This is a genomic window from Enemella evansiae (assembly GCF_004362375.1).
GTDB lineage: Bacteria > Actinomycetota > Actinomycetes > Propionibacteriales > Propionibacteriaceae > Enemella > Enemella evansiae.
Genome location: NZ_SNXA01000008.1, coordinates 361086 through 374341, shown reverse-complemented (window position 1 = coordinate 374341; position 13256 = coordinate 361086). Strand labels below are relative to the sequence as shown.

The following is a 13256-nucleotide window of genomic DNA, read 5'->3' as shown; positions in this document are numbered from 1 at the left end:
GCCACACTCCACTGCCCGCCGGTTCTCGCACCGGACTTCGGTTCTCGCATGGTGTGCCGTGCGAGAACCGAAGTTTGATGCGAGAACCGGGAATCCCCACACCTCTCGGCACACCCGGCATTGCTCCGCTTCGCTGCGCATGCCGGGTTAATCGAGGAGCGTGGACGTCAGTCGAAGAGGTCGGCGTACCGGTCCAGGGCCTCGCGGGCGGCGGCGCGGGCGCCGTCGGCGGCCTCGGCGGGGGCGAGCACCCGGGCGTCCGGGCCGAGGCGCAGCAGCAGCCCACGCAACCAAGTCGGGTCGGCGACCTTCAGGCGTACCTCGACACCCCCGTCGTCGGTCTGGGTCGCCGATTCCACCGGGTGGTACTCCGCGACCCAGGCGGCGGCCGGGCTCAGCGCGAGCGTGACCTCGGGCGCCGCGCCGAGGCGGGCGAGCCAGTCGTTGCCGTCCGGCTCCCCGGGATGCTCACGCACCGGGTCGTCGAGCAGTTCGGCCGAGGTCACCCGGTCGAGCCGGAAACTGCGCCACCCGGGCTCGGCCCCCGGCTCCCCCGCGGGCGCCTCGCTCCAGGCGTCCAGATAGGCGTAGCCGTTGTCCACCCGGAGCCGGGCCGGGTCGACCACCCGGCTCAGGTTGCGACCGCGGCTGGTCGAATCGTGCCCGAGCCGCAGCCGGCGGCCCTCGGCGAGCGCGTCGCTGATCGCCTGCCGGATCTCCTCGGCCGCGGTCTGCACCCGGACGCTGACCCGGTCGGCGGCCGCGGCCGACTCCCCCGCCAGGCCCTGCAGTTTGCCCAGCGCTGCATCGATGGTGCCGGCCACCTCGGTGGTCGCCACCTCGCGCAGCGTCTGCAGCCCGAGCAGCAGCGGCAGCACCTCATCGGCGGCCAGCCGCAGCGGCTGCGACAGGTAGTCGGCGTTGCTCAGATAGATCACACCGCGCCCGTCGACGGCCTCCATGTCGATCTCGATCAGGTCCCCGGGCAGCAATCCCGGCAGTCCGCACATGTAGAGCACGCCCAGGTCGGCGCGCAGCTGTTCGGGCGTGACCCGGTACGCCGCCGCCACATCGTCGAGCCTGGCCCCCTGGTGCCGCTGCAGATAGGGCACCAGCGACAGCAGGCGGGTCAGCTGTTCCAGCGCGGTGCCGCTGCTCATGACGCTCCCCCGTCGGCGACCGCGGCCAGCAGCCCGCGGACCCGGTCCCGCAGCTCGGCCGGTTCGAGGACCAGCACATCGGCACCGTACCCGGCAAGCTGGGCCGCGAAATCGTCCGCAGCGGCGTACCCGACCGCCAGCACGTCGAAACCGGTCGGCAGCCGGCCGGCCAGGGCGGCGTCCACCTCGGCCGGCTCGGCGCCGCGACGCAGCCCGGGGGCCTGCTCGGCGCGGATCGCGAGCACCGCCCGGTGGGTCGCCGGCGCCGGCTCCAGGGTGCCGGCCAGCTCGCGCAGGTCCACCTCGGGCACGGTGTACGCCCCGGCGGCCGAGACCAGGCGCGGGGTGTCGGTGATCCGGGCCAACTTGAACATCCGGGTCGCGTCCCGATCCAGATCGTGCCCGATCAGATACCAGTTTCCCTTGTGGGAAACGATTCCCCAGGGTTCGACGGTCCGCTCGACGACCTCACCGGCGCCGCCGCGGCGATAGCCGAAACTGACCCGGGTGGTGTCCACGACGGCCTGGTAGAGCGGTTCGAAGGCGGCCTCCCGCGCGGTCACCGTGGGCGCCAGCGCGGCCAGCCGGCCGGTATCGGTGGCGAGCCCGGCGGCGCGCAGCTTGGCCAGCGCCAGTTGGGTCGACTCGGCCAGGTTGGCCTGCTGCCAGACCTGCCCGGCGACCGAGACCACGGCGGCCTCCTCGGCGGTGAACTCGACCGGCGGCAGCTCGAAGTCGGTGCGCGAGATGCGGTAGCCGACCTCGTCCTCGAAGGCGGAGTTGCTGCCCACCTCGACCGGTACCCCGAGTCGGCGCAGCTCGTCCTTGTCGCGTTCGAAGGTACGCTCGAAGGCGCCGTCGGTGAGCCCGCTGTAACCCTCGACGGTGCGGCGGATCCGTTCCCTGCTGAGAAATCGGGGCGCGGCGAGCAGGCAGATGGTCAGGTTGAGGATGCGTTCGGTCTTGCGAGGTGCCATGCTGGACCGTTCCCCCTCTCCACTGCCGGCCTGCGCCATCGTGGAGATTACCAGCGGTGGAGCGACGAATCCGGGAGGTGAGCGCGGTGCCTGAGGCAGCGTCCGGGGCGGGCCGCTATGCACCCAGTCCGACCTCCCAGCTGCACGTCGGCAATCTGCGGACCGCGGTGCTGGCCGATCTGTTCGCGCACGCCTCCGGGCGCGCGTTGCGGTTGCGGGTCGAGGATCTGGACACCGATCGGGTCCGCGCCGCCGGCGGGGTGACCGAACAGCAACTGGCCGATCTGGCCGCGCTCGGGCTGCGGTTCGACGGCCCGGTGGTGCGGCAGAGCGAGCGGCTGACCGCGTACGCCAACGCGGCCGACCGGCTCGGCGGGGCCGTCTACGAGTGCTTCTGCACCCGCCGGGAGATCGCCGAGGCGGCCAGCGCCCCGCACGCGGACGGGTACCGGCCCTATCCGGGCACCTGCCGGGAGCTGACCGAACCCGAACGCGCCGCGCGACGCCGAGAGCGCCCGGCGGCGCTGCGGGTACGCGCCGACGGGGTGCGGATGAGCGTCCGCGATCTCTTGCACGGTGAGGTTTCCGGGGTCGTCGACGACTTCGTGCTGCGCCGGGCCGACGGCGTATGGGCCTACAACCTCGCGGTCGTGGTCGATGATCTGGCGATGGGCGTGGACCAGGTGGTGCGCGCCGACGACCTGCTCTCCTCCGCGCCCCGGCAGGCCTGGCTGGCCGAACGCCTCGGCGGTGCGGTGCCGGACTATGCGCACGTCCCGCTGGTGGTCAATGCCCGCGGCGTACGCCTGGCCAAGCGCGATGGCGCGGTCGGGCTCGCCGAGCTGGCGGCCGAGGGCCATGACACCGCCGAGGTGCTCGCCTGGATCGGTCGTTCGCTGGGGTTGGCCGCACCGGGTGACCGAGTCGACCTGGCCCTGCTGCGGGACCGCTTCGACCCGGCCAGCACGCCACTGGATCCGGTGGTCTTCACCGGGTTGAACCCCACGTTCCCCGAGTAGCTCGCGCAGCGAGCGTGTCGACGAGGGGTGCGCGCCCCCTACTGACCGGCGGTGGCGAAGAGGATGTCGACGACGTAGACGACGGTCTTGCCGGCGGACGGGTTCGGGGTGGCGGCCGAGGGATCGGCCGGGTACGCCTTGTCCGGCGGGGAGACGATCAGCACCCGGCTGCCGACGGGCTGCCCGGCCAGACCCTCCTGCCAGGCTGGTACCAGGCTGGTCAGCGGCCCCTGCTCGGGGTCCTTGCCGTAGGTGTCCTCGACGACCTTCCCGTCGTCCCAGGTGACGGCCTGGTAGCGAGCGGTGATGGTGTCACTGGGCTGGACCGGCTTGCCGGTGCCCTTGATCAGCGGCTGGGTGACCAGTTGCGCGGGCGGCTGGGCGCCGGCGGGGATGGTCACCTTCGGCTTGTTGTCGACCATCTCGACGGTCGGCAGGCCCTCCTTCGGCGGCACCGGCTCACCCTGGGCGGCCTCCAGCGGGGTGGCGACGATGTCGACGACGAAGATCAGCGTGTCACCGACCTCGATCCCGGCCTGCTGGCTGCCGCCGGCCTGGTCGTAACCGTCCTTGCCGGGCATCGCGATCAGGACGCGGCTGCCGACCTGCTGGCCGCTGAGGCCCTTCTTGAAGCCTGGCACCACCTGGCCGAGCGGGAAGGTGGCGGTCTGGCCGCGGGAGAACGAGTCGTCGAACTTCTGCCCGGTCCGGCCGTTCACGCCGTAGTAGTTGACCTCGACGGTGCTGTTGTCGTTGAGCTTCGGCCCGTTGCCCGGGGTGAGCACCTTGGTCGTCGTCTCCGCGATGCCCCACGGCGCCGGGAAGGTGACCTTCGGTTCCTTGTTCGGCTCACCCTCGACCTTGATCGCGTCCAGGTTCGTGGCCGGGGTGGTCTTCACCGGATCCGGGGTCGGGCTGGCGCTCGGGGTCGGCGTCGGCTCGGTCGCCGGGGTCGGCGTGGCCTCTGCGCTCGGTGCCGCGGACGGGCTCGCGCTGGCCGGATCGGCGGGCTGGTTTCCGGAGCAGGCCGACAGCACCAGCAGCGCGGCGAGCGCGGGGGCGGCGAACAGCTTGGCGGGGGTGAGTCCACGCGGACGACGGATCACAGTTCCTCGGGCTTTCGGTCGTTCTCTGCAACGGCTGGGCGCACGGCGGCACCCGGCGGCCAACGGTACCCGATCGGAGCCAGAATCCGGCCCGGACCGAAGTCCGACGCGGCGCCGATCAGCTCGCCGGCGATTCGGCGGGCGGGCGGAGCGCGCTGAGCAGCGACTCCACCCGGTCGTCGGCGGCCGCGAACGGGTCGGTGCACAGCACCGGTGAATAGAGCGGCGCCCCGGTGACCGGGCTGGGTGTCTGCCAGCTCCGGGCCGGCGGCTCGTTGACCTTGAAGGTGGTCCAGTCGACGGTGTAGTCGGCGCCGGCCTCCTGGGCGGCGGTGACGAACTCGCCGCGCAACCGGGCCCGGGTGGTCTGCGGGGCGACGCTCCGGGCGCGGCGGACGGTGTCCGGGTCGACGACGGTGCTCACCTGGCCGCGTTCCCGCAGGATCTGGTGCAGGCCGCGGCCCGGCCGCAGATCGTGGTACGCCAGGTCGAGCTGGGCGATCCGCGGGTCGTCCCAGGACAGTCCGTGCCGGTCGGCATACCGCTGCAACAGTCGTTGCTTGATCACCCAATCCACATCGCGAGCCAGGTCGTCGGTGTCGCGGGCCTCCAGCGCGGTCAGCACCCGGCGCCACAGCTCCAGGACGCGGGTCAACGCCGGGCCCGGGTCACCGGTGCGTTCGACCTGGTCGGTGACCGCGTCGAGGTAGGCCCGCTGCAACTCGAGTCCGGTGATGGTGCGACCGTTCGCCAGCGGCACCGGGGTCCGCCCGTAGAGGTCGCGGGACAGCTCGCGGACCGCCCGGGTCGGGTTCTCCACGCTGAAGTCGCGCAGTGCGGCGCCGGATTCGACCAGCCGCAGCACCAGTTCGGTGGCGCCGACCTTGAGCAGCGTGGTGGTCTCCGACGGATTGGAGTCGCCGACGATGACGTGCAGCCGGCGAAACCTGGAGGGGTCGGCGTGCGGCTCGTCGCGGGTGTTGATCATCGGCCGCATCCGGGTGGTGGCCGAGGACACCTCGTCCCACATGTGCGCGGCCCGCTGGGAGAGCACATAGCTGCCGCCGGGCAGCAGTTTCCCGGCCCCGCAGATCAGCTGCCGCGACACCAGGAACGGGATCAGCACCCGGGCCAGCGGGGCGAAGTCGCGGTTCCGGGCGATCAGGTAGTTCTCGTGGCAGCCGTAGGAGTTGCCGTGCGAGTCGGTGTTGTTCTTGAACAGATAGACCTGCGCCTCGGGCGCGTCCTCGGCCCGCATCCGTTCGGTGGCCTGTACGCCGAGGTCGTCGACCAGGGTCTCCCCCGCCCGGTCCTGGGCGATCAGATCCGCCAGCGCATCGCACTCGGCGGTGGCGTACTCCGGATGCGAGCCGACATCGAGGTAGAGCCGAGCCCCGTTGCGCAGGAAGACATTGCTGGAGCGGCCCCAGGCGACGACCGAGCGGAACAGGGTACGCGCGACTTCCTCGGGACTGGGCCGGCGCTGCCCCGGCGTGGAACAGGACACGCCGTATTCGGTCTCCAGACCGTAGATCCGCCGGGTGAGGAAGGGTTGCTCCATCCCGCGAGTCTACGCAGGAGGTGCCCCGCGGCCCGTCCGCGATCCATCGAATCCCGCGTACATTTCCCTCTCCCTGCAGGGCCCGCGGGATGCACTCAAGGTTCGCTGGATCGCGGAAGGGGTGTTACATCTGCGCGGCGTCGAGGAGTTTGCCGAGTTCCTCGCGGGTGAGCTCGCGGGTCTCCCCCAGCGGGAGCCGCCCCAGGCGTACCGGGCCGAAGGCGATCCGGGACAGCTTGCGCACCGGATGCCCGACCGAGTCCAGCATCCGGCGTACCACCCGATTCGCACCCGAGTGCAGGGTGACCTCGAGCAGGGTGCGTTCGGTGTGCGGGCTGCGGGAGACCAGCTTGATCTTGTCGGCTCTGACCTTGCCGTCCTCGAGGGTGACGCCCTTCTCGAGGCGCTTCAGGGCGTGGTTGTCCATCACACCTTCGACCTCGGCCAGGTAGGTCTTGGCGATCTCGTAGGAGGGGTGGGACAGCCGCTGGGCCAGTTCCCCGTCGTTGGTCATCAGCAGCAACCCGGTGGTCTCACCGTCCAGTCGCCCGACGTGGAACAGTCGCGGAACCCCGCGGGGCAGGTACTCGGTGAGATCGGGCCGGCCCTCGGGGTCTTCCATGGTGGAGATCACCCCGCGCGGCTTGTTCAGCGCCAGATAGACCTGCCGGCGCGCCGAGGGGATGCGGGACCCGTCGACGCGGATGGTGTCGCGTTCCGGATCGACGCGGACGCCCTGTTCGATCACCAGCTTGCCGTTCACCTCGACCCGGCCGTCGGCGATCAGCTGTTCGGCGGCCCGTCGGGAGGCGACCCCGGCCTGGGCGAGCACCTTCTGCAGGCGTACGCCGTCCTCGTCCTTCTCGCTCACGGCGTCTCCTCGGTCTCGGGGGTGGTTTCGGTATCTGGGGTGGTTTCGGTATCCGGGTCGGTTTCGGTATCCGGCGCGGTTTCGGTGCTGGCGGCGGGCACGGTGGGCTGTTCGACCAGGGTGCTCAGCTCGGCCTCCAGCTCGGCGGCCTCCGGCAGGTAGGGCGCGAGCGCGGGCAGCTCGTTGAGCGAGGTGAGGCCGAGTTTCTCGGTGAACAGGTCGCTGGTGCGGAACAGCAGCGCACCGGTCTCCTCATCGTGGCCGGCCTCCTCGATCAGGCCGCGGGCGGTGAGGGTACGCATCACCCCGTCCACGCTCACCCCGCGTACCGCGGCGACGCGGGTCCGCGAGATCGGCTGCAGGTAGGCCACCACCGCCAGGGTCTCCAGGGCGGCCTGGGAGAGCTTGGCCTGCTGGCCGTCCAGCACCCAGCGGTTGATCAGCTCGGCATGCTCGGCCCGGGTGTAGTAGCGCCAGCCACCGCCGACGTGCCGCAGCTCGAACCCGCGTCCGCTGCTGTCGTAGAACGCGGCCAGTTCGGACAGCACCTCGATCACCCGGTCCACCGGCGCGCGGGTCGCCTCGGCCAGGGTGGCGGCCGCCATCGGCTCCTCGGCCATCAACAGCAGCGCCTCGATCGCCCCGCTCAGGTTCTCCGGTGCGGTCTCCTCCGGCGCGGTCTCTGCGGGGTCCGTCTCCGTGGCCGCCGCGTCCTGCTCGGTGACGGTCTCGGGGGCGTCAGTCATCGTTCTCCTTCTGTGCTTCGGAATCTGCCGGCTGATCGGTCTGCTCCCCCGGCGGTTCGTCGAACTCGGCGGAGATGTCCAGATCGCCGGAATCGCTACCGGTCCAGCGGATCGTCAGCTCGCCGAGCGGGGTGAGCTGCTCGAAGGAGACCGCGCGTTCGCGGAACAGCTCCAGCAGCGCCAGGAACCGGCACACGGTGGTGACGCGGTCGGGTGAATCCCCGGTGAGCGCGCGGAAGGTGAGGGTACGCGAGCGGCGCAGCCGGTCGACGACCACCTGGGCCTGCTCGACGACGCTGACCGTCGGCGCGTGCAGGTGGGTCAGCGAGACCTCGACGGCCTGCTTGGGTGCCATCGCCCGCCCGGCCAGCGCGGCCAGCTGTTCGGGGGTGATGGTCAGCTGCACCTCGGGCAGCAGGCCGGCGTACCGGTCCTCCAACCCGCCGGGACGCGGATGCCGCAGCGATTCGCCGGCCAGCACCTCGGCCAGCCAGCCGGAGACCTCCTTGAACGCCCGGTACTGCAGCAGGCGTGCGAACAGCAGGTCCCGCGCCTCCAGCAGCGCCAGGTCCTCGGGGTCGTCGACCTCGCCGCTGGGGATCAGCCGGGCCGCCTTCAGGTCCAGCAGGGTCGCCGCGACCAGCACGAACTGGCTGGTCTGTTCCAGATCCCAGACCTCGCCGCCGGCCTTGATGTGCGCGATGAACTCATCGGTCACCCGGGACAATGCGACCTCGGTGATGTCCAGCTTGTGCTTGGCGATCAGCTGCAGCAGCAGATCGAAGGGGCCCTCGAAGTTGTCCAGGCGCAGGGTGAATCCGTCCTGCGGCCGCTCGGGCGCGGGGGGCGTGCTCTCGTCGACCGATCCCGGGGCGGGTCCGGTCACGATTCGGTGAGCCGGCTCAACAGCTCCGAATCCGGCCCGCTCTCGGCCAGGTCGTCCAGTGCGGCCGCCACCGCCTCCCGGACGAGCCGCCCACGATCCACCGCCAGACCGTGCTCGGCCCGCAGCGTCAATCGGGCCTGCTCCAGCCGGACGAGTTCCTCGCGGCTCACATAGACGGTGATCTTGTCCTCATGGCGGACCCGGCCGCTCCCCCGTTGGGCCGGGGTGCGGGACTTCGGCGTACGCCGGGGGGTCGTGTCGGGCGAGTCGCCCGACATCTCACCGTCGGCCGGCTCGTTCCCCTTGAGGATCTCGGCAGATCCGGGCATTGCTACTTTGCGTGGCATCGCGTCAGCACCTCACGCGCGAGTGTTCGGTACGCTTCCGCCCCCGGTGAGGAGGATGCGTAGGTGGTGATCGGTTCTCCCGCCACGGTGGTCTCGGGGAACTTCACGGTCCTGCGGATCACCGTGTGGAAGACGGTGTCACCGAAGGCCTGTACGACCCGTTCCAGCACCTCGCGGCTGTGCAGGGTCCGGGCGTCGTACATGGTCCCGAGGATTCCGGTGACCTGGAGTCGGGGATTCAGGCGTTCCTGAACCTTGGAAATAGTATCGGTGAGCAGCGCGATCCCCCGCAATGCGAAGAACTCGCACTCAAGCGGCATGATAACCCCATCGCTGGCGGTGAGCGCGTTGATCGTGAGCAGCCCGAGGCTCGGCGCGCAGTCGATCAGGATCACGTCGTAGCGGTCCCGGACCCGGTCCAGCACCCGCGCCAGGATCTGTTCCCGGGCGACCTCGCTGACCAGTTGCAGCTCGGCGGCGGACAGGTCGATGTTGGAGGGCAGGATGTCCATGCCCTCCACGACGGTCTCGTCGATCACCTCGTCGATGTCGGTGCCGCGGTCCATCAGCAGGTTGTAGACGCTGGTCTCCAGGGTGTGCGGGTTGACCCCCAGCCCCACCGACAGCGAGCCCTGCGGGTCGAAGTCGACCAGCAGCACCCGGCGGCCGGTCTCGGCGAGCGCGGCACCGAGGTTGATCGTGGTGGTGGTCTTGCCGACGCCACCCTTCTGGTTGCACATGGCGATGATCTGCGCGTGCTTCGGCCCGGCGGCCGGCGGGGCGGGTTCGGGCAGCTGCGGGAACGGCCGACCGGTCGGGCCGAGTGGTTCCTCGGCGCCGGTGTCGCGGTCCTCGGACTGCTCGTCCGCGGAGTCCTCGTCCTCGACGCGCGGCGGGGTCGGCTCGTCCGCCGCCCGCTCGGGCCAGCTGCGTTCCCGCTGCTCCTCGGCCATCTCGGTGGTGGTCTCGGCCGGTTCGAACTCGGCGGCCTCGGCGGCGACGACGGCCGGCGCGCTGGGCGACTCGCCTCCGTCGAAGAGGGTCTCCGGTTCGTCGACGGGCTGCGGGCGTACGCCGAAGCCGGGCTCGTCCCGCCGTGGGTCGTGCCGATCCTGGTCGAGCGAAGACACCCGGTTTCCTCCTGCTGGTCGTGACTGTGGTGCGACTGCTGTTCTGATCGAGCCTAGTACGCGCGTGGGTGCGCCGTCAGGTACGTCTCCCGGAGATGGTCGACGGTGACCAGGGTGTAGATCTGGGTGGTGGTCACCGAGGCGTGGCCGAGCAGCTCCTGCACCACCCGGACATCGGCGCCGCCGTCGAGCAGGTGGGTGGCATAGGAGTGCCGCAGGGTGTGCGGGGACACCTCGACCTCGAGCTTCGCCGCCGCCGCGGCCGCCTGCAGCACCGCCCAGGCACTCTGCCGGGACAACCGGTTGCCACGGGCGTTCAGCAGCAGCGCGGGCCCGCTCCCCTTGCCGCGGCGCGCGAACTCGGGGCGGCCGCGGACCAGCCAGGCGTCCAGTGCCTGCCGGGCGTACCCGCCGAGCGGGACGATCCGTTCCTTGTTGCCCTTGCCGATCAGCCGCAGCCCCAGATCCTCGTCGGCGTCGGGGCCGAGGAGCCGGGAAACATCGTCGACGTCGAGTCCGACGACCTCGGAGATCCGGGCACCGGTGCCGTAGAGCAGTTCCAGCAGCGCCCGATCCCGCAACCCGGTCGGGGTCTCGGTGTCCGGGGCGGCCAGCAGCGCCTCGACCTGGCTGAGGCTGAGCGCTTTCGGTAACCGGGCGCCGGCGCGCGGTGGCTGCACCTGGGCGGCGGGGTTGTCGGCGGTGATCCCCTCCTCGGCGGCGAACCGGTGCAGGCTGCGGATCGCGACCACCGCGCGGGCCACACTCGCCGGGGCCAGCGCGGCCCGATCCGGGGCACCGGTGCTCAGCTCGGCGGCATGGGCGGTGATGTCGGCCGCGGTGACCTGGCCGGGGTCACCGATCCCCCGCTCGGTGAGAAAATCGGCGTACCGGAACAGGTCGCGGCGATAGCTGGCCACCGTGTGGGTGGACATGCCGCGTTCCACGACCAGATGGTCCAGGTAGCCGTGGATCAGCCGCTCAACCGCGGTGTTCGCCATCGGGGGCGCGCTCGATCGGTGCGGCCGCGCGGAGTTCGGCGACCTGGTCACGGGCCGGCCAGGGCGCGTCGGCGGGCCGCAGGGCGTCGAGGCGGTCGCGGGCGGCCCACAGCGCCAGGCACCCCGAGACCAGCGACGGGCTCTGCAGCCGGCCGGCGAGGATGCCGTCGACGAGGTCGGCCAGCGGCACCCGGTAGTGGTCGAGGTGGGCCTCCTCGCCCTGCAGGGTGAACCCCTCCGGTGCCGGCGCGGCGCTCAGCCCGGTGGCCAGATACATCCGCAGGGTCTCGCTCACCCCGCCGGGGGTGGTGGTGATGTCGACCAGGACCCGCCAGTCGCTGGCGGCCAGACCGGCCTCCTCGGCGAGCTCGCGGGCCGCCGCCAGCTGGTACGCCTCGGCGTGCACGTCCAGCAGTCCGGCGGGCGGCTCGACGAGCCGCTGACCGAGGGGGTGGCGGTACTGCCCGATCACGATCACGTTGAACTCGTCGTCGACCGCGATCACACCGACCGCACCGACATGGTCGAGCCAGTCGCGGGTCATCGTCTCCCCCGACGGGGTCTCCACGACATCGCCGACGTAGTCGAACAGGCGCCCCTTGCCGAGCAGCCGGCGCTCGCGGACCGGCCAGTGCTCACCGACATCGGCGACCTCGGCGCCGCGCCGCAGCGGGAACCGCTGGATCCAGTCCTCACTCACCGCTGCCGGCTCCCACCTGCTCGGTCTGCTGCTGGTCGGCGGTCTGCTCCGCGCCGTCGCTCTCCTCGGTCCCGGGCTCGGTGGCCGGGTGCTCCGGCTCGTCCCACAACCGGGTGCTGCGCTGGTTGCGGATCGCGGCCCGGACCAGGCCGGCGAACAGCGGGTGGGCCTTGGTGGGCCGCGACTTCAGCTCGGGGTGCGCCTGGGTGGAGACGTAGAAGGGATGCGTCTCGGCGGGCAGTTCGACGAACTCCACCAGGGTGGAATCGGGAGAGGTGCCGCTGATCCGCAACCCGGCCTGTTCCAGCTGCTCGCGGTAGGCGTTGTTGACCTCGTAACGGTGCCGGTGCCGTTCCTCCACCCGGTGCACCCCGTAGAGGCCGGCGGTGATCGAGCCGCGGGCCAGGTCGGCCGGGTAGGAGCCGAGCCGCATGGTGCCGCCCAGGTCGCCCTCGCCGGAGACGATGTCGATCTGTTCGGCCATCGTGGCGATCACCGGGTGCTCGGTCTGCGGGTCGAACTCGGTGGAGGCGGCGTCCGGCATCCCGGCGACGTTCTGGGCGTACTCGATCACCATGCACTGCAGGCCGAGGCACAGTCCCAGGGTGGGGGTCCGGTTCTCCCGGGCGTACCGGAGGGCGCCGAGTTTTCCTTCCACGCCACGGATTCCGAAGCCGCCGGGGATCAGCACACCGTCCACGTCGCTGAGGTTGGCACGAGCGCCCTCGGGGGTGGCGCACTCGTCGGAGGCGACCCAGCGGACGTTGACCTTGGCCTTGTGGTGGAAACCGCCGGCGCGCAGCGCCTCGACCACCGAGAGGTAGGCGTCGGGCAGGTCGATGTATTTGCCGACCAGCGCGATGGTGACCTCGTCGGTGGGGTTGTGCACCCGGTCCAGCAGGTCGTTCCAACGGGTCCAGTCGACATCGCGGAAGGGCAGATCGAGCTTGCGGACCACGTAGGCGTCCAGGCCCTCGGCGTGGATCACCTTGGGGATGTCGTAGATGGAGGGGGCGTCGAAGGCGGTGACGACGGCCTCCTCCTCGACATCGCACATCAGCGCGATCTTGCGCTTCACCGATTCGGGCAGATCCCGGTCGGCGCGGCAGACGATCGCATCGGGCTGCAGGCCGACCTGGCGCAGCTGGGCCACCGAGTGCTGGGTGGGCTTGGTCTTCAGCTCCTTGGAGGGGCCGATGTAGGGCACCAGGGAGACGTGCAGGAAGAACGCGTTCTCCCGGCCGACCTCGCGGCGCGCCTGCCGGGCGGCCTCCAGGAACGGCAGCGATTCGATGTCGCCGACGGTGCCACCGATCTCGTGGATCACCACGTCGATGTCGGGACCCTCCATGGCGAGCATCTCGTCCTTGATCTCACCGGTGATGTGCGGGATCACCTGCACGGTGTCACCGAGATAGTCACCGCGCCGCTCCTTGGCGATCACCTGGGAGTAGACCTTGCCGGTGGTGACGTTGGCGCCGCCGGTGAGGTTGACGTCCAGGAAGCGCTCGTAGTGGCCGATGTCAAGATCGGTCTCCGCGCCGTCCTCGGTGACGAACACCTCGCCGTGCTGGAAGGGGTTCATCGTGCCCGGATCGACGTTCAGATAGGGATCCAGCTTCTGCATGGTCACCCGCAGCCCGCGGGCGATCAGCAGGCTGCCCAGACTGGAGGCCGTGAGGCCCTTGCCGAGCGAGGAGGCGACGCCTCCGGTGACGAATACGTGCTTGGTTTTCTTGGCGGCTCCCACGG

12 protein-coding genes and 1 pseudogene are annotated in these 13256 nt (G+C 71.0%); 1 reads left to right on the top strand and 12 read right to left on the bottom strand.

The window, feature by feature from the left end:
* Positions 1–167: 167 nt before the first annotated feature.
* Positions 168–1160 carry a helix-turn-helix transcriptional regulator gene (locus C8D81_RS02410; RefSeq protein WP_094356182.1) on the bottom strand — a complete coding sequence of 331 codons (993 nt, stop codon included), beginning with the start codon at positions 1158–1160 and terminating at the stop codon, positions 168–170.
* On the bottom strand, positions 1157–2137 hold the full coding sequence (locus C8D81_RS02405) for a helix-turn-helix transcriptional regulator (RefSeq protein WP_094356183.1): 981 nt from the start codon (positions 2135–2137) through the stop codon (positions 1157–1159). The genes C8D81_RS02410 and C8D81_RS02405 overlap by 4 nt, the downstream gene beginning before the upstream one ends.
* A gap of 86 nt (positions 2138–2223) precedes the next feature.
* Between C8D81_RS02405 and gluQRS the strand changes: the two genes are divergently transcribed.
* The gene (gluQRS, locus tag C8D81_RS02400) at positions 2224–3156 is read left to right on the top strand and encodes a tRNA glutamyl-Q(34) synthetase GluQRS (RefSeq protein ID WP_094356262.1); all 933 of its coding nucleotides are present in this window, start codon (positions 2224–2226) and stop codon (positions 3154–3156) included.
* A 38-nt stretch (positions 3157–3194) separates the two neighbouring features.
* Here gluQRS and C8D81_RS02395 read toward each other — a convergent pair whose 3' ends face one another.
* The 10 genes and pseudogenes from C8D81_RS02395 to C8D81_RS02350 all read right to left on the bottom strand — a co-directional run bounded on the left by C8D81_RS02395 (position 3195) and on the right by C8D81_RS02350 (position 13254).
* Complete coding sequence (locus C8D81_RS02395) at positions 3195–4262, bottom strand: FKBP-type peptidyl-prolyl cis-trans isomerase (RefSeq protein ID WP_094356184.1); 1068 nt, start codon at positions 4260–4262, stop codon at positions 3195–3197.
* Between the two features lie 118 nt (positions 4263–4380).
* Positions 4381–5823: a Pup--protein ligase gene (gene pafA / locus C8D81_RS02390; RefSeq protein WP_094356185.1), complete on the bottom strand. Its 1443-nt coding sequence runs from the start codon at positions 5821–5823 to the stop codon at positions 4381–4383.
* A gap of 124 nt (positions 5824–5947) precedes the next feature.
* Positions 5948–6694, bottom strand: a complete 747-nt coding sequence (locus tag C8D81_RS02385; protein ID WP_094356186.1) for a pseudouridine synthase — start codon at positions 6692–6694, stop codon at positions 5948–5950.
* Complete coding sequence (gene scpB / locus C8D81_RS02380; protein WP_094356187.1) at positions 6691–7440, bottom strand: SMC-Scp complex subunit ScpB; 750 nt, start codon at positions 7438–7440, stop codon at positions 6691–6693. Before scpB ends, C8D81_RS02385 begins: the two co-directional genes overlap by 4 nt.
* Entirely contained in the window at positions 7433–8326 is an 894-nt protein-coding gene (locus C8D81_RS02375) for a segregation and condensation protein A (RefSeq protein WP_172421668.1), read from the bottom strand. The genes scpB and C8D81_RS02375 overlap by 8 nt, the downstream gene beginning before the upstream one ends.
* Entirely contained in the window at positions 8323–8655 is a 333-nt protein-coding gene (locus C8D81_RS02370) for a hypothetical protein (protein ID WP_407644061.1), read from the bottom strand. Before C8D81_RS02370 ends, C8D81_RS02375 begins: the two co-directional genes overlap by 4 nt.
* Before the next feature lie 2 nt (positions 8656–8657).
* Positions 8658–9509, bottom strand: a pseudogene (locus C8D81_RS02365) (ParA family protein); the annotation flags it as partial.
* 347 nt (positions 9510–9856) lie between these two features.
* A complete protein-coding gene (gene xerD, locus C8D81_RS02360) occupies positions 9857–10804 on the bottom strand; it encodes a site-specific tyrosine recombinase XerD (protein WP_094356190.1) in 948 nt (315 codons plus the stop codon).
* A complete protein-coding gene (locus C8D81_RS02355) occupies positions 10785–11504 on the bottom strand; it encodes an NUDIX domain-containing protein (protein WP_229119385.1) in 720 nt (239 codons plus the stop codon). The genes xerD and C8D81_RS02355 overlap by 20 nt, the downstream gene beginning before the upstream one ends.
* On the bottom strand, positions 11497–13254 hold the full coding sequence (locus C8D81_RS02350; protein WP_094356191.1) for a CTP synthase: 1758 nt from the start codon (positions 13252–13254) through the stop codon (positions 11497–11499). The genes C8D81_RS02355 and C8D81_RS02350 overlap by 8 nt, the downstream gene beginning before the upstream one ends.
* Positions 13255–13256 lie beyond the last annotated feature (2 nt).